The sequence below is a fragment of the Microbulbifer mixtoriginis (SeqCode) genome (assembly GCF_052466865.1).
Window position 1 is genome coordinate 4,835,748 of the sequence record NZ_CP174293.1, and the last position, 22,539, is coordinate 4,858,286.

Below are 22,539 nucleotides of genomic sequence, written 5' to 3' on the forward strand. Positions count from 1 at the left end.
TAGAAGTGGCAAAGCACTTTTTACATCGCGTTACCCGCACTCAGTGAAGAGATAGTTTATGGCTCCGCACAATTCCGATCAAAGAAAGTCCCTGCAAAAAGACAAGATTCGCATCCTGCTGCTGGAAGGTGTACACCAGTCGGCTATTGATCTGTTGGCCTCCCGTGGCTACACCAACGTAGAGTTTCTAAAAACTTCCCTGCCCGAAGATCAGTTGATCGAGAAGATCGCGGATGCCCATTTTATCGGTATTCGCTCCCGCACCCAGCTGACCCGCAAGGTGCTAGAAAATGCCCCAAAACTGGTTGCCGTTGGCTGTTTCTGTATCGGAACCAACCAAGTGGACCTGCAAGCGGCCACTGAGCTCGGTGTTGCCGTATTTAACGCGCCTTATTCCAATACCCGCAGCGTGGCGGAACTGATTATCGCCGAGACCATCTTCATGCTGCGCGGTATCCCAGAGAAAAATGCTGTGTGCCATCGCGGTGGCTGGCTCAAATCCGCAGTGGGCTCCTTCGAAGCCCGCGGTAAAACCCTGGGGCTTATCGGTTACGGTGCTATTGGCTCGCAGGTATCAGTCATGGCTGAGGCCATCGGTATGCGGGTGAAATTTTATGATGTCATCACCAAGCTACCGTTGGGCAACGCCAGCCAGGTAGGCTCTTTGCAGGAGTTACTGCGCGAGTCCGATGTCGTTTCCTTGCATGTACCCGAGCTGCCCTCGACCAAAATGATGATGGGTGCCGAAGAAATCGCACAAATGAAGCCCGGCGCCATACTGCTAAACGCCTCCCGTGGCACCGTGGTGAATATTGAAGCCCTGGCAGAAGCCCTCAATAGTAAGCACCTGGCCGGTGCCGCTATCGATGTATTCCCGGTAGAGCCACGCGGCAATGACGATGAATTTCTCTCCCCACTGCGCGGCATCGACAACGCCCTGCTGACTCCCCACGTGGGCGGCTCCACCATGGAAGCCCAGGAAAATATCGGCACCGAGGTGGCGGAAAAACTGGCGCACTACTCCGATAACGGTACCACCACCAGCTCTGTGAATTTCCCCGAGGTGGCACTGCCAGGACACGCCGGTACCCATCGCCTGCTGCATATCCACAAAAATGTCCCCGGTGTATTGAGTGCCATTAACCAGGTGTTCTCAGATAATGCCATCAACATCTCTGCCCAATACCTGCAGACTAACGAGACAGTGGGTTATGTGGTGATTGATGTGGATGCGGCTTACTCGGACCTAGCGCTGGAAAAACTGAAGAATATCCCCGGCACCCTGCGCTGCCGCGTGTTGTTCTAGCTCCCTAGAAAGCCCTCTATGGACGGGTGTGCAACTCCTCTGCCACCCGTCTTTCTGCGCCCTCAGCTGATCGATAAAAGGATTGATCCACCATGGCGCTCACTTCTACAATAGCAGCTCCTATTCTGTTGGTTCAGTCCCACACGCACCCTCTCGCGTGACCGGGCCCAAGCCAACATCGCATTTTCCATAGCAGGTGTTCCCTTGCGCAACAACGATACCGCCACTACCGGCTTTCTCGCCGGCGTTGCCGCCTTCCTTATTTGGGGGCTGGCCCCAATTTACTTTAATCAGCTACAAGGCATTCCCGCAGCTGAGATCCTCGCCCACCGCAGTATCTGGTCCTTCGCGCTGGCGCTGCTGATTATGTTACTGCTGGGCAAATTGCCCGATCTTATCCGCACTCTGCGCGACCACAAGAAAATGCGGGTGTTGGCCCTTACTACCGCACTGATTGGCGGTAACTGGCTGGTATTTATTTGGGCTATTAACAATGGCCATCTGCTGGAAAGTAGTCTCGGCTACTACATCAACCCATTAATCAATATTGTCCTGGGGGTTTTATTCCTAGGAGAAAAATTGCGGCGCCTACAATGGTTGGCGGTGGCGCTTGCCGCCATGGGTATTGTCCACGAACTCTGGCAGTTCGGCCGTGTGCCGGTCATCGCCCTATTCCTGGCTGGGTCTTTCGCCCTCTATGGGCTTGCGCGCAAACGTGCGCCGGTGGAAAGCCTTACCGGGCTGGCCATAGAGACTCTGTATATGTTGCCGGTAGCCTTGATCTACCTGCTTTGGAGCGCCAGCCCCACCAGTAACTTATTGAACAACGGCTGGGAACTAAACAGTCTGTTGGTACTGGCCGGCCCCGTCACCCTAGTGCCACTGCTGTTATTCACTATTGCTGCGCGCAGGCTGAACTTATCCACGGTGGGATTCCTGCAGTACATCGGGCCCTCACTAATGCTGGTGGTCGCCACCCAAATGCTTGGTGAGCCATTTAGCGAGGGCAAACTCACTACCTTTATGTTTGTATGGATGGGTCTAGCGCTCTACTCAATGGATGCCCTGGCGCAAAGACGCAAACTCCATTTGCAGGGCAAGGCCTCACTTTAAGGATAAGCTTCGCCAGCCCAGTGTGTGAAAATGGCGGCTACGGATAAGGATTAAGTACCGCCATGCACCAACCCCCTCGACTTTCAATCGATAAGTTGCCGCTTGGCCGGCAGCAGTTACTTACGGTGCTAATCGCCATACTGGCTTGGACCCTGCTCCTAGGACTTTACTGGAAAGGTACTTATCCAGAACTGCTGGTGCGCACCAGCAGTTCCGCACTGGCCGCGCTGCTGTCTTACAGACTGTTGGAACATTGGCCCCAAAAGTTACCGCAATCATTACCGCGCTGGGCCCTTCAAGTTGTTGGGGTAGCTCTATCCATACCCTTGGCCTTGCTGACCGTCTACATGGGCACAGCAGAAGAAGGTGGACCCTCATTTTGGCAAAACCACGACCAGCACCTGGGCTTTCTTGCCATTATGGTAACCGGTGTATTGTTTGCCCCCTGGATCGCCATGTCCGCCCTATTGCGCCAGCGAGATGAAATAGTACGCGAGCAGGCCAGACAATTTGAACGTGCGCGGGGCGCACTGGAGCGGCAGGCACTGGATAGTCGCTTGCGATTGTTACAGTCCCAGGTAACGCCACACTTCCTTTTTAATACGCTCGCCAATGTGCGCGAGTTGGTGGATTCCGCCTCTCCACAGGCACCAGCACTACTGGACAGCCTGATCACCTATCTGCGTGCAACCATTCCACAGTTGGATTCAAGCCAGAGCACTCTTGGCCAAGAACTGTCCCTGGTCAAAGCTTACCTGTCCCTGATGAAAATGCGCATGCCCGATCGCCTGCATTTTTCTATCAATGCCGATGAAGAGGTTCACTCACTACCCTGCCCTTCTTTGGCCTTATTGACCCTTGTTGAAAATGCCGTTCGCCATGGCATAGATCCCAGCGAAAGCGGCGGTGAAATAAAAATACGTGTACTCCTACATAAAGGTATGTGCAGGGTAAAAGTTCAAGATACCGGGGTGGGCATGCAAGGTAAAACCAGCGGAATGGGGACAGGACTTTCAACATTGCGAGAACGTTTACGCCTTATTTTTGGGGAAACGGCTTCGCTGGAATTATCGGCCCTACAACCTCGGGGAATGCTCGCAGAAATCCACTACCCTATCGCCAGGAAACAACACCTATGACACTGTGCACTGCTACCGCCCTGGTCGCCGATGATGAGCCCCTACTGCGTCAAGCCCTTATTCGCAAACTTGCCGCCCAATGGCCCGAATTGGAAGTTGTGGCGGAGGCGCGCAATGGCCGAGAAGCCATAGAGTTATTTGAACTCCACCAGCCGGATATTTGCTTTCTCGATATCCAAATGCCGGGCATTTCCGGCGTTGAGGCAGCACAGGAAATTGGCCGCCGCGCCCATTTGGTCTTTATTACCGCCTACGATCAATATGCCGTGAAGGCCTTCCAGCAAGAAGCCCTGGATTATCTGGTTAAGCCTGTGGAAAACGACCGACTAGCCAACACCGTGTCTCGTCTGCAAGAACGCCTGCAAATGACAAGCTCAGTAAGAAACAGCCTTCAGTCGTTGGAACAAATTACCGAGTAGTTTCAAAAGACGCAACCAAGCACTTATTTGCGCTGGATTAAAGCCTCTATTGGAAACACCCTGCGTTTAATCGCGGTAGAGGATATCCACTATTTACGTTCCGATGAAAAATATACGCTAATAGCCTGGAGTGAATCACATGGGAAGACATCTGAAGCACTGATTAAAACACCTCTAAAAGACCTTTCTGCCCAGCTGGACCCACAACATTTCGTACAAGTACATCGCTCAGTAGTCGTTAACTTTAAAGCCATTCAACATGTCATCCGAGACGGAGATACAGCTCAAATACATTTAAAATATTGCCAGGAAGTTTTGCCTGTCAGCAGACGCTATATGCACTTATTTAAGCAAATGTAACCAAAGCAAAGACTGGTTTTATACCTCGGTAATTAAAAGAACTTAAAAAGATAAGATCTGAAGTCTAGGGATGAACAAAATGGAAGTTTTATAGATCCGGGCTTACTCTTGGTTTATCTCCAAGATCAACGATTGGCAAAAAAATGCTGAAAGTTTTCACCAAACTTTTCCTGGCCATTCTACTCTTCTCAATTCTGTCTTCTCATTCGACAGCCAAACAACCTGAATCCCTTCGTCACTATCCTCCCTATGTGGAAGACGATGGCAAGATGCATATTTACTTCTGTGGCACCGGAACCCCGGACCCGGCCTATCAATGGCTGCGCCATCCTGCCTGTGTAGCAATACGCAGTAGTGGAAAATTATTCCTAGTTGATGCGGGTGAAGGTACGACAGCGCGTATCGGCCAGCTGGATCTTAACTTGGCTCAAGTGGACCCTATATTTATTACTCACTGGCACTCCGATCATTTTGGGGGGCTGGCAATGGTGATTAATGAATCCTGGTTTGTAGGCGCCAGCAAACCGATCAACGTTTATGGGCCCTATGGTATTTTCAACATTATGGAGGGGATCAGGAAGAGTTTTGGACCCGATATTCTCTTTAGATCAGCAAATAGACAAGGGATACTCGATCCCGTTTTAGCTGTTGCCACTCCACACCTAATAAATATTGCCGGAGATCAATCGGAAGTTATTCAGGAAGTCTGGCACCATGGAAACACTACGGTTTCTGTCTTTGCCGTACATCATGAACCCGTATTTCCAGCATTTGGCTATGAGATACGTTTCGGTCCCTGTAAAGTCATTATCACCGGAGATACCCATGTATTCGATGGCCTGGAAAATATTGAACGTGACGCGGATTTATTAATTTCTGAAGCCCTCAGCTATGCTCAATACATTAGTAAACTCAAGCAAACGGGGAACAATCGCAGGGCACGACTTCGCTATGAAAAAGCGGATCAAATCATTCATTATCACTCTAACACCCTGGATATTGCCAAAATGGCAACTAAAGCTGGAGTAAAATCTGTAGCTTTGACTCATCTTATTCCACCCCCGGTAACGGAAGCCGATAAAAAGGAATTTATTGCCGGCATGAGCAACTATTACACGGGCCCTATCAGAGTAATGGATGACTTAGATAAAATAACACTTGCAGATAGTGGACGCGGACAATGTAGGGTGGAGTATCCATCAGACAGCAAGAACAATAAAGCAAGTAAAAAACCCACAAATAAGCAAGACATACAACATAAGCAATCAACAGAAAATAGCGGCTCTAAACTCTAACCTGAAAATCATATGGAAACTCCTTATGAAGTCTCTTCAAACTATGATTCTTGTATCTGCTTGCCTAACACTTCCCTTAAGTGCTAAGGGAGAGGCAGATATTGGTGGTGTAACGTTCGAAAAATTAGTGGCTTCAAGCAAAGACTGGGAGGGGCATAAACTCCCTGAAATGAAACCGGGTCAACAAGAGCTAACTATTGTTCGCGTAAAAATCCCCCCAGGAAAGCAAATGCCAGTACACAAACATCCTGTTTTAAACGGTGTGTATATTGAGAAAGGCACGTTGACTATTGTTCTTCCTGGACAAAAAGAAACACTAACTCTCGGAGAGGGAAAAGCTTTTATTGAGGTCACCAATAAATGGCATTATGGTCGCAACGATGGTAGTGAACCAGTAACTATCATTCTTTTCTACTCTGGCCCTGAAGGGGAACCAACAACCATTTTCAAAAATCCAGAAGAAAAAATAAATTAAGGCAACATAAAAAATAAAATTTAATGGCTACTCACATTAGCCTGTCTCGTTAGCGCACCAAGAATCGCCAGCACACTTAAGGCTGGCGATTCTATCAAATCAGAAACTTTACCCCACCCGATGTAAGGCACAAATTTTATTTCCTGCAGGATCACGCAAATAGGCAATATACAATTTGCCAGCTACACCCTCACGTATTCCAGGAGGATCTTCACAAGCAACCCCGCCATTAGCAAGACCTGCTTGATGCCAAGCATCAGCTTCTTCAGTACTCTTTGCACTAAAACCTATAGTACCGCCATTGGCATGAGAAGCTACTTCCCCATCAATAGGCTTGGAAATAGCAAAGACACCGGTTTTAGTGAAGTAAAAGCAGCGACCTTTTTCATCAATAACACCTGGCTCATACCCCAGAGCACCTAAAACAGCATCATAAAATGCTTTAGACCGCTGAACATCATTAGCACCAACCATGATATGACTAAACATTACACCCTCCTGTTCAATAGTAAATGACAAGACAACCTGTAAGGTTATCTAGGTAGTAATAACTGAGTTCCTCTTACTCCACGTCTTCTCCAGTATGACTATCATCTACCCCGACTAAAAATTGGTCAACACTTTATCGCTGCATACTGCCATTCAACGCTCTCATTCAGCATTCCGTCAATCTCCAGATAGCAACACTAATAGCCTAAACATAAACTCTCGAACAAAAGGAGGCATAGAGGATAAATATTAATCAACTATCAGAAGATGAAGTTTAGATTAAATGCTAGAGGGGAAAAGTCGATATCAGCTGTTATAGGCAACATCAAATCATATAGGGCAAGCGAAGACGAAGAATATGTGGGCTAATCTGAAAACACAATGTTAATGGCACCATCTAATAATATCCTTATTGCATGATAATGCTCTATGTATAGGACTCAAATAACGTTTTTTAGGAAAACAAAATGACTCAAATAAAGTATGCCAAGAATTGAAACCAACTCAAGTAAAGAAGCAGTCGTACATAAAGTCTAGAGGACATCATGAGTAACAAAAAAGAAACACGAAAAACCACAGTCAGTTTATCTGAACCTTATGTAAATGTGAAAATTAAAATATCTGCTTTGTGGGCATCAGTATTATTTTGTTATATATATGGAGATTTCTTTGGACTGTTCAAGATAGGAAAAATTGAGAGAATTATAGAGGGATTTGGCCCATTCGGTGCAGTTACTCAAGGTTCACTGCTTTCAGTGGCGATAATAGTATCAATACCATGCATTATGGTTGCACTAACCTTAATGCTAAAGCCGAAGATTTGCCAATGGCTTAATATAATTGTTGCCACAATATTTATTATATTCTTGGGTGCCACAATGCTCATGTCATCATGGTACTTCTATTTTTATCTAGGCTTTATTGAAATCACTCTTAAGTTAGTAATTATTTGGCTGGCTTGGAAGTGGCCTAAAGAAGAAACATGATAATAAGCAGAATAATCAATAAGAACGCAAGATAGAAAATATAATTCCACCTCAAACTTTTCATACCTTGATTTCAACATGCTTGACCTGGACCCAAAATATCGATCCAGGTCAAGTAGGCAGATCCTACATACAACCGCCATCAACAAGCACTTTAACTATCACCAATATAGTTGTTTTTCTCAAAAACAGGGTATTTCTTCAACCTTATATTTCACTTCAGATATTTTAGGCCTTACTAAATTTTTTAGTGCAACTCCAAAAAAATTACTTTATAAAAATTAACAACCCATTCAATTTTTTCAGAATTAAAATACACCTACAACGGGCCTTTCTGTTTAAGCCACAAGATCCCAACAACAATCCATCATAATTTTTCAGCCATGGAATAGTGTCCGTAGACTGCTGGCATTCCACAGGATTGTAAATACTTATGATTTTTCCTTAGGGGCTGAAATAAAGTACATATTACTTGAGAAAGAAATTCGCCTCTCTCGACACCCCCCCTCAATCATTTTCTAACCCTTGTTCACCTCCCTAATTACCGGAGAAATCCTTTGGTAAGAATCTCCCTCTCACTTTGAAAAAACATGAAACATATGATGGAAGGCTCAATCAATAGAATTACCGAGCTCAATAAAGCCTCTCAATTTAATAATATGAGAAGATCAGTGGAAAATTAGCATAGATAAAACTGGAGAACGAGAGGCTCTCTTAGCCTATCTATTTAACCAGTCATCCATAGCAGCCAGTATCTGATGCCTATAGGGCTGGGTTTCATTGATCATTTGGTGGCGGGCACCGCGAATTAATACTCGGTGGCAATGCGGAAAACGATCGCGAATTGCACGCATATCATAGCGCCAATCCACCGTGCCATCACCGGTGCCCTGTACCACCAAGATCTTGCGTGGATTGCGTGCGCTTTTGGGGAAAGTCTTGATCCAATCCACCATGGCGCCGAGCCAACACATGGAAATTACCCTGGATTGCAGGGGGTCGCGCAGGGCCTGGCGCCGGGAGAATTCGGCATCGTGGGTATTAATCGTGAACTCTCGACTGGGTTCACTAATAAACAAGCGTCCCAGATAGTACTTCCATTTCACCAGAAGCCAATTGGCCGGGCGCACCAGAGGAGCCAACAGAAAAACCTTATCTAGTGGCTGTTTACGACTGTATTGCAAGTGCGCTAATAAGGCGGCACCACCAGTACTTTGCCCCAGGGCGTGCCAAGGCTTGGGTAGTTTCCCTTCGGCAACCGATAAAAGACGATCAAATACCTGGCGGTATTGCAGGAAAGTCTGAATAGCCACCCGCTCGCCGCTGGAGAGGCCGTGACCAGGAAAATCGAAAATCACCACATTGAGATTGCGCTCGAGGCCAAAACGAATCGCTGGTCCATAAATACCGGTGTGATCGAAATAACCATGGCAGATAAACAAGGTACCGCGTGGTTTTTCAACCAGCCAATATTGGGACACCAGCTCAAAGCCCGCCGCAGTAAAAGTGCCGACACCGGTTTTATAGGAGAGAGGAAAATGTAAGTCGTAAAAATTTCGGTAGTCTTGCATCTCAGTCAGCAACGGTGCCGTATCATTGGCAAAGTCCAGCTGCGGCAGCTTTTGCCGCAATGCCGAGTAGTCCGGGCGCTGAATTACCGGGCTACTTTCGTAGGTGTTGATGTCTTGCAAGGTTTCCATTGAACCAATGGTACTGCATTTTCACTGGGTGGGAAGAGACTGGCTGAGTGAATGGTGACTTAAATATGAAAAAGGCGGACACAATGGCCGCCTTTCTTCACTGCAAAATAAGTAAGCGCTTACTTGATTTGCGGTTCCAAATCGCCAGCGGCATAACGCTCACTCATGGCATCGAGGCTGAGCGGACGAATCTTGCTGGCCTGACCGGCAGTACCGAAGGCTTCGTAACGCGCAACACAAATTTCCTTCATAGCTTGCATAGCAGCCTTGTAGAATTTGCGTGGGTCAAATTCTGACGGGTTCTCGGCCAGGAAACGACGGGTGGCGCCGGTGGAGGCGAGACGCAGGTCAGTATCAATATTGACCTTACGCACACCGTGCTTGATGCCTTCGCAAATCTGCTCTACCGGCACGCCGTAAGTTTCGGGGATTTCACCACCGAACTCATTGATTACCGCCAGCCACTCCTGAGGCACAGAGGAAGAACCGTGCATCACCAAGTGGGTGCCTGGGATACGCGCGTGGATTTCCTTGATACGGTCAATAGCAAGGATGTCACCAGTAGGCGGGCGGGTAAATTTATAGGCACCGTGGCTGGTACCACAGGCGATTGCCAGGGCATCCACCTTAGTTTTTTGTACAAAGTCCGCAGCCTCTTCCGGATCGGTCAGCAGCTGATCATGGGATAGCTTGCCCTCAGCACCAACACCGTCCTCTTCACCGGCCATACCGGTTTCCAGGGAACCCAGGCAACCCAGTTCACCCTCAACAGAAACACCACAGGCGTGTGCCATATCTACTGCGCGCTGAGTAACATCAACGTTGTATTCGTAGGAAGCCGGGGTTTTGCCGTCCTCACGCAAGGAACCATCCATCATCACGGAGCTGAAACCCAGTTGGATAGAACGCTGGCACACTGCCGGACTGGTGCCGTGGTCCTGGTGCATTACCACTGGAATTTCAGGGAATTCCTCAATGGCGGCCAGGATCAGATGACGCAGGAAGGGCGCACCGGCGTATTTACGCGCACCGGCGGAGGCCTGCACGATAACTGGGGAGTCGGTTTCCTTGGCCGCCTCCATAATCGCGCGCATCTGTTCCAAATTGTTTACGTTGAAGGCCGGTACGCCGTAACCATGCTCGGCAGCGTGGTCCAGCAATTGGCGTAGGCTGATAAGAGCCATATTAAATTCCTTTCTCGTCTACTCGTCGTATTTGTAATTTTTTGCTTTTATTGCCTTCCACATTTAAGAGGAGGGCATTATTGGGTACTCAGTCTTCGCCGCGGGACTCCAGGATGGCTACCGCGGGCAGCTTCTTGCCTTCAACATATTCCAAGAAGGCACCACCGCCCGTGGAAATATAAGATACCTTATCGGCAATACCATATTTATCCACAGCCGCAAGGGTGTCGCCGCCGCCGGCAATAGAAAAGGCATCACTATCGGCAATGGCCTTAGACAGATGTTCAGTGCCAGCGCCAAACTGATCGAATTCGAATACGCCTACAGGGCCATTCCAGATAATGGTTTTCGCGCCCTTAAGAATCTCCGCCAGCATTGCAGAAGATTGTGGACCAATATCAAAAATCATATCGTCTTCAGCCACGGCATCGGCGGCCTTGGTTTCCGCTACAGCTGCTTCGCTGAATTCCTTACCGGTCACAACATCAACGGGCACAGGAATATCGCACTTCTGCATCAAACTCTTAGCGGTATCCACCAAGTCGTGCTCACAGAGAGACTTGCCCACCGGCTTGCCGCTAGCGGCAAGGAAAGTATTGGCGATACCACCACCCACAATCAGCTGGTCTACTTTATCCGCCAGACTCTCCAATACGGTGAGCTTGGTAGACACTTTAGAACCACCCACTATCGCTACCAATGGGCGGGCTGGCTCGGCCAGTGCCTTCTCCAGAGCATCAAGTTCGGCTGCCAGTAATGGACCGGCGCAAGCGACTGGAGCAAACTTGGCCACACCGTGTGTGGAAGCCTGAGCGCGGTGCGCAGTGCCAAAGGCATCCATTACAAAAATATCGCAGAGTGACGCGTAAGCTTTAGCCAGCTCTTCGCTGTCTTTTTTCTCGCCGGCATTGAAACGCACGTTCTCCAGCAACGCCACATCGCCCTCAGCCAGCTCGACGCCATCGCGCCACTCTTTGATCAGGGCCACTTCGCGACCGAGTAGTTCACTTAAATGCGCAGCTACCGGAGCCAGGGAGAATTCATCCGCATACTCCCCCTCTGTAGGACGGCCCAAGTGGGACATCAGCAGTACTTTGGCACCAGCATCAATGGCGGCCTGGATAGTGGGAAGCGCCGCGCGAATACGGGCGTCAGAAGTTACCCGGCCATCTTTCACCGGTACATTCAAGTCCTCGCGAATTAGTAGGCGCTTACCCGCAAGCTCCAGATCTGTCATCAATTTGACCGCCATTCGCCAATCCTCTTCTACTTCGATTAACTGAAATTGTGGGCGCGGAGTATATCAACTGCGCCGCACCACTGCCGACAGTTAAACAAGGAAAAACATGGCAGTTTTAATGTCAGAGCCAGAAAAGATCGAAATTCACTCTAAGCCTGTTTGGCAGAAGCACCTGTAGACACCTAATGCCAAACTTATAGCCGCGCTCATATAAACTCCTAACTCCATACGCGAGCTAGGTATTTGGCAGAGAAGCTGCACGAAAGACTCAACTAGAACCTATGGCTTGAGAGATCCAGCCTCACCCTTACGACTCGTGTTCTCTTGCCTCTCTGCTCTGTAAGCCATTGATGCAAAAGTTCTTTTCGCTGAAAAGCCACACCGCTAGAATCGCCGACCCCATCGAATAAGCACTACTACACAAGACCCGGCGTATACCACGGTAGCGGCGGGGCACATATGGAGATTTCTTACCTATGGAACAATCCGACAGCGATATAGTCTTTCAAAGTTACGGACGCTGCTGCAACAATGAGGAATTCTTTAAGGACTTTTACGATCGCTTTATGGGCAGCTCCGCGGATATTCGCAATCTGTTTGCCAATACAGATATGAAGGCCCAGCGGCATTTGTTGCGTAACGGCATTATGCAATTAGTGCTTTACTCCCGTGGTTTGTCTGACACCAAGCTGCGCGCCCTGGGTAAAAGCCACGACCGCACTGGCTATAATATTCGCCCAGAATGGTACCGCCTGTGGCTGGATGCCCTGATAGCCACCCTACGCCAACATGACAGTGCGTTCTCCCCTGAGATCGAAGCGGCATGGAACCGTGCCATCACACCAGGAATCGATATCATTCGCCAAGCCTACTAAGTCATTAGGCTTTTTATTGGGAGCCACCTACGCGTAAAGCAGCGTATTTGCCAGGTGCTCCCTCGCCCGCTATAAGAACTCAGTAATAAAGCTCAATTCATCGTGCATCAATATAGGTCTACAGCAGACCCACTAACTCTTTAGATCGTATTGCACAGGTAACTCCTCCATGAACTAGTGTCGTATTCATGGAGAAAGCAGCAAACAATTAGCCAATCTGTTTTCAGAAAAAATTTTATAATAAGAAACTCATAAGAGACTCAGCGTTAATTGCCTGCCACTCAAAAGCGCCCCCAATACCGATTATTAGGATTATTCGACAAGGAAATACTATGAAAATTGTACGAAAGTACAGTGTACCCCTGACACTGATTCTGGCTATATCTGCCTGCGGAAAAGCACCAGAAAATAATAATCACGAACAAAACTCTCTCAGCTCAGCATTAACCTCCACAGCAAGTGCTACAGCTCCGCTTTCCATCAATTTCGAGAAATTTACCCTGCCGAATGGCCTGCGCGTTATCGTTCATGAAGATCGCAAAGCTCCCATTGTTTCCGTGGGAGTCTGGTATCACGTTGGTTCCAAGGATGAAAAACCTGGGCGCACAGGCTTTGCCCATTTATTTGAGCACTTGATGTTCAGCGGCTCAGAAAATTACAACGATGAGTATTTCAAACCTTTTGAGCAGGCCGGTGCCACAGGAATGAACGGCACTACCTGGCTAGACCGTACCAATTACTTTGAAACTGTACCGACCAACGCACTGGACATGGCCCTTTGGATGGAATCCGATCGAATGGGCCACTTACTGGGAGTGATTACCCAGGAAAAGCTCGATGAGCAACGCGGGGTGGTACAGAATGAAAAGCGCCAAGGGCAAAACCAACCCTACGGCAAAGTTTGGGAGCGTATGCAAAAAGCGATCTTTCCCGCCAATCATCCCTACTCCTGGACCACCATCGGCTCGATGGAAGACCTCAATGCCGCAACCCTTGAGGATGTGCATGAATGGTTCAAACAATACTATGGTGCAGCTAATACCGTATTGGTCCTAGCTGGCGATATCGACGTGGAAACGGCCAAGGCTAAAGTGAGCCACTACTTTGGCGATATCCCCGCCGGCCCTCCCCTAATAAAGAAAAAGGCCTGGATTGCAAAACGGGATCAATCCAGCCGCGAGCAAATGTTCGACCGCGTAGCCCAGCCCCGCCTGTATAAAGTCTGGAATACTCCCAACCTCACCCACGAAGACGCCAATGCTATTGCTCTGGCCGCGGCAGTGCTCGGTGACGGCAAGAATTCACGCCTGTATAAGCGTCTGGTTTACAAGGACCAAATCGCTACCAATATCAGCGTGGGCCTGCATGAATTCGAACTCTCCTCCATCTTCCCTATTACCGCAGACGTCAAGCCCGGTGTAGCGCCTGCTAAGGTGGAGGCCGCCATTGAGGAAGAGCTGGAGAAATTCCTTGCCGAAGGGCCAACCGAGGAGGAGCTGGCCAGGGTAAATATGAGCGAATACGCCTCAATGGTGCGCAGCCTCGAGCAAGTCGGAGGCTGGAGCGGTAAAGGGGTACTCCTTGCCCGTGGCGAACTCTATAAAAGCAGCCCCAATGCCTATCTGGATGCACTGAGTGAGAAACAAAAAATCACCCCACAAAAGGTTCGTGAAGCTGCACAGAAATGGTTGTCCAGTGGTGATTACAATCTTGAGGTTCTGCCCTTCCCCGAATACAAAGCAACCAAAAGCGGGGCTGACCGCAGCAAACTACCTGAGACGGGCAATTTCCCCAGTGTACCCTTCCCCAAGCTACAAACAGCCGAGCTTTCTAACGGACTTAAAGTAGTCCTGGCTGAACGAAACTCTGTACCTGTCGTGGATCTACGCCTGCAGTTTGATGCCGGATATGCCGCAGATCAAGGCAACAAATTGGGCACATCCAGCTATGCGATGTCCATGCTGAAAGAGGGCACCAGCAAACTGGATGCACTGCAGATCAGTGCGAGAGAGGAAATACTGGGTGCTCATATTGGCGCAGGAGCCGACATCGACACTTCTACCGTGCGCCTCAATGCCTTGAAAACCAACTTAGATGATTCCCTAGCGCTATTCGCCGACATTGTTATGCACCCGGCTTTCTCAGAAGAGGAAATTGAACGTAAACGGTCGCGCTGGATCGCTGCTATTCAACAAGAAAAAACTCGTCCAGTACAAATGGCGTTACGCAGCTTACCGCCATTACTTTATGGAGAGGGCCATGCCTACGGCGTACCATTTACCGGCTCCGGTACAGAGACTTCTATAGAGTCATTAAATCGTGATGACTTGGTGGACTACCATAAAACTTGGCTGCGCCCAGACAATGCCACCCTAGTTGCTGTTGGTGATATCACCCTCGAGGTATTAACACAGAAATTGGAACAGCATTTTGCCGATTGGAGCGCACCAGAAAGTCCCCTGCCCCAGAAAAACCTTACACGAGTAGCACATCCTCAAAAAGCCAGTGTCTATCTAATTAACAAGCCTGACGCAGAACAAAGTATTATTATTGGCGGCTTGCTGGCGCCCTCCGAAAAGATTGCTGAGCGCGATGCGATGCATATGATGAATGATATTTTTGGCGGCACATTCACCGCTCGCCTAAATATGAACCTGCGCGAAGATAAGCATTGGGCTTATGGGGCTTATTCCTTTTTAACGGGAGCGAAAGGCCAGCAGCCATTAATGATCTATGCACCGGTACAAACAGATAAAACCAGAGAATCCCTGCTAGAACTGCAGACTGAGTTGCGCAGTTATATCAGCAACAAACCAGCTCAGGAAAACGAGTTGCAAAAAGTAAAAAATAAAAGTGTCAATGAGTTACCAGGTAGCTTTGAAACCATTAAAGCTGTTTCCAGTGCAGTTTCGAGCATAATCACTTATGACCGACCTCTGGATTATATGGATAGCTATGCAGAAAAAATCCGCAATGTAAACCTGCAGGCAATACACAAATTGGCCCAGGACACTATCAAGCCAGATCAGTTTATCTGGGTGATTGTTGGTGATAAAAGCAAAATAGAAAACGGTATTCTTGAACTTAACATTGGTCAGATTATTGAACTCGACACCAATGGCAATCCGATAGAAAAAACAACCCTGAACTAGCCCCCTAATACTGACCAGGCACACAAAAGTGTGCCTGGCTTCTAATTCACACACCTTTAAAACTAAACTTAAATACTTAAGTATTATTTTTTATTTTTATACCCGCCGTAAAGAAACGTTTTCAAATGAAAACCTTTCAATGAAAAAACCGCCAATTTTTAACCAGCTATTAAAAATATATTTTTTTAAATAAAAAACACGTTTTTGATTCCTCAAAAACTAAAAGGTTGTTATTTTTCATGACGGGGAAAGGCGGGATTTGCTTCCCGTAAGGATTTCCTTTCCCCAAAAATAAAATAATATCTGTTAAGGAGTAACTCATGAAAAAGGCCCTTTCGATATTTGCCAGCGGCGCCCTGGCATTAAGCCTAGCGACATCTGCCACTGCCGAAGACAAGCGCTATATCGTTACATTCAAAGAAGGCAAGGGGGAGTCCGTCAGGTCTCTGGTTCAGCAAAACGGCGGCCGTAAAGCGCTTGACGTTCGCAACCATAACGCTATGGCTGCACACCTGCCGGCAAAAGCATTAATGGCACTACGCAGGAACCCCAATGTCGCCTTTATTGAAGAGGATCTGAAACGTTATCCACTGTCTCAGGAAGTACCTTACGGTATCACTATGGTGCAGGCAGACCAGCTCAGCGATTTACAAGCTGGCAACCGCACCGTATGTATCATTGATTCCGGTTACGACCTGGCCCACGAAGACCTGTCAGGCAATGCCGTTACTGGTAGTAACGATCCAGAGGGTACTGGCAACTGGTATGAAGATCAAAATGGCCATGGTACCCATGTAGCCGGCACTATTGCCGCCATGAATAATAACGCTGGCGTTGTGGGGGTAATGCCTAACAGCAATATCAATCTGCACATCGTCAAAGTATTTGGTGCTGATGGCTGGGCTTACTCTTCATCCCTGATTGCCGCTGCAGAAGATTGTGCAGCGAATGGTGCAAATGTAATTAATATGAGCCTCGGTGGTGACAGAGCCAGCTTCTTTGAGAGACGCGGTTTCGACAATCTCAATAAACGCGGCATTCTCTCAATTGCCGCCGCTGGTAATGATGGCAATACCCGTCATAACTACCCTGCCTCTTACAACTCCGTTGTCTCCGTAGCAGCGATCGACAGCAACAAAAACATCGCAGGTTTCTCCCAGCAAACCAATCAGGTTGAACTCGCCGGGCCTGGCGTGCAGGTATTGTCCTCCATCCCCACTGGCAGCGGCCAGGCAGCCACCCTGGAAGTAGCAGGGGCTGAAGTCGAAGCTGCTGCTATGACTGGTACTCCTATTGGGACGATTACCGGAGCCTTGGAAGATTGTGGTACCGCTGAATCTGCCTGCGTAAGCGCAGCAGGTAAAATCTGTTTAATTCAACGTGGCAATATCAGCTTTGCTGATAAAGTTCTGAACTGCGAAGCCGGTGGTGGTGTTGGAGCGATCATCTACAACAACGTACCCGGAATGCTTTACGGTACCCATGGTGGCGTGGAGACTCATATTCCTTCCGTAGGTATTTCCGATGCGGATGGCAGCGCTTTATTAACCCAGCTGGGTGCCAGTGCCACTATCGAGACCGAAGCACAGGATTACGCCTACTTTAATGGCACCTCCATGGCGACCCCACATGTTGCTGGTGTAGCTGCTCTGGTTTGGAGCCACTACCCGAACTGTAGCAACAGCGAAATTCGCATAGCCCTGCATGCTACGGCAGAGGATCTGGGTGATGCAGGCCGTGACAATGCCTATGGTTATGGCTTGGTTCAAGCCAAAGCCGCATTTGATTACCTGGCGGCCAATGGTTGCACCGGCTCCATGTAATTCTGATTGAACCTTCTCAGATGGGGGGCCTATTGCTCCCCCTTTGGGAAGGATTTATCCTCTGATTAAAATTAGCAGTCAGCAGCTAAAATAATATGGCCTGTTATTGCGGGAACAGCCAAGTGTGCTCTGAGCTATAGCTTTCCAGAAATAGAAGCTCTAAATACTTACATAATGTTTAATATTTTATAAGTATCCAATTTCCCCAACAAAAATCTGCTCGCCAGGTTATAAAAGGTCAGAAGTTGCTTCCAGCCTTTATCTGCAAACACTATTTACCAGCCACCTGCTTTACTTGATCATTAAGGACCGCGTGTTGCATGCCGATGGTCCCCAATGCCTCTACAGGCAAAAATACCTTGTTGTTTGACTCAGCCATTTTATCGAGGACTTCCAAGGTTCTATAAGCCAGATATTTATCCGTCACCGATTTGGCAAGCAGATCATTGACCTCTTTCTGTCCAATCGCTTTTTCACGGGCAATGGCACGATTCATTTTTTCCCTCTCCAAATCGCGCTCCATCTGTATCTTCTGAATCTGAAATTGAGCCTTTTCCTGCTCTATGAGTTCACGTCGCTCGGCCGCACGCTCTTTAGCCTGAGTGATGACCTTAGGAAATTGGATATCCGCAAGTCCCAAACGCTTAATCTCTATGGGTGTGCCTTTTAGGGCTTTGGATACCTCATTGAACAGCTCGTGGCTCAGAGACTCCCGGCTTGAAGCAATCTCATTGATGGAGTACTTGGCTACAACACGGCGTACCACATCTCTAATTACCGGCTGTGCATAAGTACCATAAACGCGATTTACCGAAATATTGTCATTGTCAGGCGGAATACGGTCGAAAACACTATCGATAGCCTCTCTACTGATGGCACCGGTCATACGTACATCAAAGCTCATATTAAGCTGATCTTTGGGCATAAAGACTTTAAATTTTTCCAAATGACCAAAGTCTGCAATTGTCATTGTGACCAATTTGTCACAATAAAACATACACATATCCAAGCGAAACTTGGAAGGTGGTACCACTTCGGGCTTGTAGCCACTCTCCGTTAACACCTTGCCAACATGTGCAGGCGGCACTTCTACCCGCTCACCACAAGCGGACAACATAAAAAGGGAAGCCGCCAGGCCCGCAACTGAAATAAAACGCATTTTCAACACCAATCAATGAAAAAAACAAGATATTGTATTTACTCACATACAACAAGACAGAGAAATTAAGTGAAAGATGATATAATCGGTAAAATTTAAATCTGATTTATCGAAATAAAAATATGCAATTAGAATTTATAACCGCAACACTATTCAATCTCGGCATCAACCTAATCTACACAGTTTTGGCTCTTTTTATTGGAATAATCGCCTTAATAACAATCGACAAAAAACTGCTACGTACAGTAGACATCGAAGGTGAATTGAAAAATGGCAATATCGCAGTTTCTATCTTTGCGTCCACAATTCTGATTTTTGTTGCCATCATTATTTCTTTCGGATTGAAAGGGTAAAAACGTGTATAAAGGGATTGTCCCCTTGCTTATTTTCTCTGTGCTGTTAACACTGCCAGAAATTCTACGCAATACAATTCAAGAGCCTGAATTAAAACCTTCGTCGGAGCAGCCCCTCAATTCAGCAAGTAGGGCCTATGGTTCTACTAACGCTGATACCATAGATCGCCAAAATGGGGTGGTAAGAGTAGTGGGTACCAGCTATCCACTATCGGAAGAAACAATCCAACAGGTAGTGGCCAAGCGTTCTCTTGAGGAGAGCGCACAGGTTTCCATCTGGAACTGGCAAGGGCTGGAGGCAGTCACAGCTACTGCAAGAGGGCTGGATAAACAGCACCATTTTGCCAATAGCTACCTGGTGGGCTTCAAGCCTTTCCAAACCCGCGAGCTTTGGGTACCGCTATATACTTTGGCGATGCAAAAGGAGTATCAGTACGACCATCTGCAGTATGCCGGACTTTCCGATATCTGGCAGACATCCCGTCAGGCTTATTATCAAAAGCGCGGCGACTGCGAAGATCATGCCATCTTACTGGCCGACTGGCTGATTGAGCTGGGCGTGGACGCGCGAGTAGCACTAGGGACACACAAAGGCCAGGGACACGCCTGGGTAGTTGCCATATTGGATGGCCAGGAGTACCTACTGGAAGCCACCAGCAAGCGGCGTCAGACCAGCTGGCAAGCGATGCCATTGGCAGCCCTGGCAGAAGGTTATGAAGTAGAGTTCCAGTTTAATCGCCATTTCTTCTGGGCAAAACGCAATTCCGCCTCTACGAGAAAGTATCGCGGCAGTCACTGGATAAAAAAATCTCAGTTCATTCGCAGCTGATCTTGCCTGGGATCGCCCGGCAATTATTCCGGGTGATCTCAGGCTTAATCTCAAACGCGACAAGACTCAGATTGGTGAGCCCGGTGGCATCGCTTTAATGTCCCCGGCTTTTACTTCAAGTTCACCGCGCATGAAAGATTCAATGCGTTTGGCTTGGAAATAATAATGGGCATTGTATCCCAGCGAATCTTCACCAAATAATTTTTTCTGCCCAAGTGCCAATTGGAATTTGGCCAGCTGTAATTGTGCCTTGGCTCGTATCGATTCAGCGGCAGTGCGATCACTAGCAAGCAGCATCAGCTTCTGGATGTATACATGGTTGATACGCTGGTGAATTGACGCGTGTAAACCGGAATACTGTTCATTATTTAGAGCTCCCGTCGTAAGCCTCTCTAATAGGCTATCGAATGCGGGAATTTCACTACTACGTGCATTCTGCTGATCCATACGTGCCGCCCGCTGTGGGTCCATCAGGATCGACAGGGTGTGACCCGCTGCTGCTTCGGCCAAAGCCACTGCGTCGAAGGCAACACCGGTGTGAGAGGGGAAACTCTCCCTGGTGCGTTCATAACCATAGGATTTGGGGGGAATTAGCTGAAGAACCTGTTCTGACAATGCCAAAAATTCTGGCGACAGAGTTTCAACTAGCGCATCCATGGCTTGCTGTTGGCGCTCAGCCAGTACTAGCGTGTAGCTATTCTGCTCAGCGCCGTTATATAAGTAATCGTAATCCAGCCCACCAATCAACTTGCCCACGGCTTCGGCCTGATAGCGATGCCCGTAGTAAACTGGCACCAGGGTCTCCTCCAGGTCAGAGCGAGGCGCGGATTTGGGATTTGCCGCGCGAGAGAAATTATCCAGAGCATGGCGGCGCAGCTCGGTCAAACGGCTGAACTCTTCCAGGGGATCCCTGCCGTTATCCCATAAATGAGAGGCTGCATGAGCATTGTTTATCGCGCGGGAATCGGGGTCAGAAATAAAGCGCAGCTTTTGCTTCTCCGCTTCTTCGATGATGTTATCCAGATAGGACTGTTCCTCCCCACTGTTTCCATAGCCATAACGAATTGCTAACTTATCCCAATCGCCAATACCAGTGGCATATGCCTCGGAGAAATCCAGCTCGGTGTCCAACAGGGCAATCAGCGGCGCCGGATAATCCATCACGGAAGCGCGCTCTACGGCACTCGCGGCAAAATTATGCGCAAGACCCAGGGTATGCCCCACTTCGTGAGCAGACAGCTGACGAATTCGAGCTAACGCCATCGCCTGCAAGGCCTGAGTATTAGCAGATATATCGGAATAGGGCTGCAAAAGCCCCTGGGCGATTAGAAAGTCCTGGCGTACACGCAGGGAGCCCAGAGTTACATTACCCTTGAGAATCTCGCCGGTACGGGGGTCAAAAACAGAATACCCATAGGACCAACCGCGGGTGGAGCGGTGTACCCAATTGATTACGTTGTAACGCACATCCAGCGGATCTACACCTTCCGGCAAGATTTCCACGCGGAAGGCATCCTTATAACCGGCTACAGTAAAAGCCTGGTTCCACCAACTGGCTCCCTCTACCAACGCGCTGCGTACAGGCTCCGGCACACCGGAGTCCACGTAATAAACAATAGGCTCAACCACTTCATCACTACCCGGTTTTTTCTCCAGGCGGTGCCGGTAGATAAGGCGCTGATCCAGAGGCTGGTCAATTGCCGTAGCGTAATCACGGAAAGTGAAGGGGAAATAACCGCTGCGGCTGTGAAATACCCGCGGCTGGTACTGTTTATCAGGAAGCTCTATTAGAGAGATATGCTGACGCAGCGAAACCAGAGTGGGAGTTGGCACCACTTCACGCAAATACTTACCAGGCTTGCTACCAGAAAAAGTCAGTTGAGCCTCAAACTCACTGTTCTTGGGGAAATTTTTGGTGCGGGGCAAGTAGATTGCAGACTTGGACTTATCCACAGAGTAATTGCCTTGCTCCGCCTGTTTCAAGCGAGCACTAATACCGTGCTGATCGCTGAGCAGGAAAGGCGTAAAGTCCACCAGGGCAACGCCACCCTCCTGTGCCAAGGTTTCAAAGCCCCAGAGCACAGAAGAGGCAAAAGCCTCCTCCACCGCGCGGCGTTCTGCCAGGTTTTCTGACTCAGCGCGATAGTTGGCATTCACTTGGTGCATTAGCACCCTGTTACCCACACGTTGGAACTTAACCAAACGGCTCTCGCCTATCTGGTTGCGGTCCAGACCCACAGGGTTGGATCCAAGCCCCTGGGCCAGACCAGTGAGAAGCAGCAGTTCACGCTCAAACTCATCAATCTGCAACAGCACCCGACCGCTGTTTTCATCCCAGTAGAAATCGTGATAACCACTGTACTTGCGCATATCCGCCGTGTACTCGGCGATATCCCCAGACCGAGCCACTGTGCTTAACAACACTAAGCACAAAGCCATCAACTGCCTGCTGAATGACATTTGCCATCCCCCAATTCTTAATTATTTAGAGCCAATACCCTGCAGCACCATCACCGCATTGGACCGCGGCCTAGGGTAGCACTTAGAGAAGTCCCGATCTGTATAAAAAATAACCTGCAATTTTTTTCCTATTCTCTGCATCTATTCACAGCCCCTACCTCGTCTCAATGGGAAAGGTACAA

Annotated in this window: 19 protein-coding genes; 13 read left to right on the plus strand and 6 right to left on the minus strand. The window is 48.5% G+C overall.

Annotation, left to right across the window (positions count from 1 at the left end):
* Window positions 1–58: 58 nt before the first annotated feature.
* The 7 genes from serA to ACJJJA_RS21575 all read left to right on the plus strand — a co-directional run bounded on the left by serA (window position 59) and on the right by ACJJJA_RS21575 (window position 6,107).
* Complete coding sequence (gene serA, locus ACJJJA_RS21545; protein ID WP_444903338.1) at window positions 59–1,306, plus strand: phosphoglycerate dehydrogenase; 1,248 nt, start codon at window positions 59–61, stop codon at window positions 1,304–1,306.
* 204 nt (window positions 1,307–1,510) lie between these two features.
* Window positions 1,511–2,419, plus strand: coding sequence for an EamA family transporter RarD (gene rarD, locus ACJJJA_RS21550; protein WP_444883034.1), 909 nt, complete (start codon window positions 1,511–1,513; stop codon window positions 2,417–2,419).
* Between the two features lie 62 nt (window positions 2,420–2,481).
* Window positions 2,482–3,558: a sensor histidine kinase gene (locus tag ACJJJA_RS21555; RefSeq protein ID WP_444903339.1), complete on the plus strand. Its 1,077-nt coding sequence runs from the start codon at window positions 2,482–2,484 to the stop codon at window positions 3,556–3,558.
* Entirely contained in the window at window positions 3,555–3,977 is a 423-nt protein-coding gene (locus ACJJJA_RS21560) for a LytR/AlgR family response regulator transcription factor (protein WP_444903340.1), read from the plus strand. The genes ACJJJA_RS21555 and ACJJJA_RS21560 overlap by 4 nt, the downstream gene beginning before the upstream one ends.
* A 27-nt stretch (window positions 3,978–4,004) precedes the next feature.
* On the plus strand, window positions 4,005–4,337 hold the full coding sequence (locus tag ACJJJA_RS21565) for a LytR/AlgR family response regulator transcription factor (RefSeq protein ID WP_444903341.1): 333 nt from the start codon (window positions 4,005–4,007) through the stop codon (window positions 4,335–4,337).
* A gap of 143 nt (window positions 4,338–4,480) precedes the next feature.
* Complete coding sequence (locus ACJJJA_RS21570) at window positions 4,481–5,632, plus strand: MBL fold metallo-hydrolase (RefSeq protein WP_444903342.1); 1,152 nt, start codon at window positions 4,481–4,483, stop codon at window positions 5,630–5,632.
* A gap of 25 nt (window positions 5,633–5,657) precedes the next feature.
* A complete protein-coding gene (locus tag ACJJJA_RS21575; protein WP_252083650.1) occupies window positions 5,658–6,107 on the plus strand; it encodes a cupin domain-containing protein in 450 nt (149 codons plus the stop codon).
* A gap of 108 nt (window positions 6,108–6,215) precedes the next feature.
* Here ACJJJA_RS21575 and ACJJJA_RS21580 read toward each other — a convergent pair whose 3' ends face one another.
* Entirely contained in the window at window positions 6,216–6,596 is a 381-nt protein-coding gene (locus ACJJJA_RS21580) for a VOC family protein (RefSeq protein ID WP_252083651.1), read from the minus strand.
* 545 nt (window positions 6,597–7,141) lie between these two features.
* Here ACJJJA_RS21580 and ACJJJA_RS21585 point away from each other — a divergent pair.
* Window positions 7,142–7,582: a DUF6326 family protein gene (locus tag ACJJJA_RS21585; protein WP_444903343.1), complete on the plus strand. Its 441-nt coding sequence runs from the start codon at window positions 7,142–7,144 to the stop codon at window positions 7,580–7,582.
* Window positions 7,583–8,301: 719 nt separating this feature from the next.
* On the opposite strand, the gene ACJJJA_RS21590 is transcribed toward ACJJJA_RS21585, so the two are convergent.
* The 3 genes from ACJJJA_RS21590 to ACJJJA_RS21600 all read right to left on the minus strand — a co-directional run bounded on the left by ACJJJA_RS21590 (window position 8,302) and on the right by ACJJJA_RS21600 (window position 11,718).
* Window positions 8,302–9,282 carry an alpha/beta hydrolase gene (locus tag ACJJJA_RS21590; RefSeq protein ID WP_252083653.1) on the minus strand — a complete coding sequence of 327 codons (981 nt, stop codon included), beginning with the start codon at window positions 9,280–9,282 and terminating at the stop codon, window positions 8,302–8,304.
* Window positions 9,283–9,401: 119 nt separating this feature from the next.
* Window positions 9,402–10,466 (minus strand): class II fructose-bisphosphate aldolase, encoded by a 1,065-nt coding sequence (gene fba / locus ACJJJA_RS21595; protein ID WP_252083654.1) that lies wholly within the window; start codon window positions 10,464–10,466, stop codon window positions 9,402–9,404.
* An 88-nt stretch (window positions 10,467–10,554) separates the two neighbouring features.
* Complete coding sequence (locus ACJJJA_RS21600; RefSeq protein WP_444889171.1) at window positions 10,555–11,718, minus strand: phosphoglycerate kinase; 1,164 nt, start codon at window positions 11,716–11,718, stop codon at window positions 10,555–10,557.
* Window positions 11,719–12,182: 464 nt separating this feature from the next.
* Here ACJJJA_RS21600 and ACJJJA_RS21605 point away from each other — a divergent pair, with 464 nt between their 5' ends.
* The 3 genes from ACJJJA_RS21605 to ACJJJA_RS21615 all read left to right on the plus strand — a co-directional run bounded on the left by ACJJJA_RS21605 (window position 12,183) and on the right by ACJJJA_RS21615 (window position 17,556).
* Window positions 12,183–12,581: a globin domain-containing protein gene (locus ACJJJA_RS21605; protein ID WP_444903344.1), complete on the plus strand. Its 399-nt coding sequence runs from the start codon at window positions 12,183–12,185 to the stop codon at window positions 12,579–12,581.
* A gap of 332 nt (window positions 12,582–12,913) precedes the next feature.
* Window positions 12,914–15,733, plus strand: a complete 2,820-nt coding sequence (locus ACJJJA_RS21610) for a M16 family metallopeptidase (RefSeq protein ID WP_444903345.1) — start codon at window positions 12,914–12,916, stop codon at window positions 15,731–15,733.
* Window positions 15,734–16,053: 320 nt separating this feature from the next.
* Window positions 16,054–17,556, plus strand: coding sequence for a S8 family serine peptidase (locus ACJJJA_RS21615; protein WP_444903346.1), 1,503 nt, complete (start codon window positions 16,054–16,056; stop codon window positions 17,554–17,556).
* A 271-nt stretch (window positions 17,557–17,827) separates the two neighbouring features.
* Here the strand turns inward: ACJJJA_RS21615 and ACJJJA_RS21620 are convergent, their stop codons facing one another.
* Window positions 17,828–18,715 carry an SPFH domain-containing protein gene (locus tag ACJJJA_RS21620; protein ID WP_444903347.1) on the minus strand — a complete coding sequence of 296 codons (888 nt, stop codon included), beginning with the start codon at window positions 18,713–18,715 and terminating at the stop codon, window positions 17,828–17,830.
* A 122-nt stretch (window positions 18,716–18,837) separates the two neighbouring features.
* Here ACJJJA_RS21620 and ACJJJA_RS21625 point away from each other — a divergent pair, with 122 nt between their 5' ends.
* Both ACJJJA_RS21625 and ACJJJA_RS21630 read left to right on the plus strand, forming a co-directional pair.
* Window positions 18,838–19,068, plus strand: a complete 231-nt coding sequence (locus ACJJJA_RS21625) for a DUF350 domain-containing protein (RefSeq protein WP_252083660.1) — start codon at window positions 18,838–18,840, stop codon at window positions 19,066–19,068.
* Window positions 19,069–19,072: 4 nt separating this feature from the next.
* On the plus strand, window positions 19,073–19,897 hold the full coding sequence (locus tag ACJJJA_RS21630; protein ID WP_444925252.1) for a transglutaminase domain-containing protein: 825 nt from the start codon (window positions 19,073–19,075) through the stop codon (window positions 19,895–19,897).
* Between the two features lie 66 nt (window positions 19,898–19,963).
* Here the strand turns inward: ACJJJA_RS21630 and ACJJJA_RS21635 are convergent, their stop codons facing one another.
* On the minus strand, window positions 19,964–22,357 hold the full coding sequence (locus tag ACJJJA_RS21635) for a zinc-dependent metalloprotease (RefSeq protein ID WP_444903349.1): 2,394 nt from the start codon (window positions 22,355–22,357) through the stop codon (window positions 19,964–19,966).
* Window positions 22,358–22,539 lie beyond the last annotated feature (182 nt).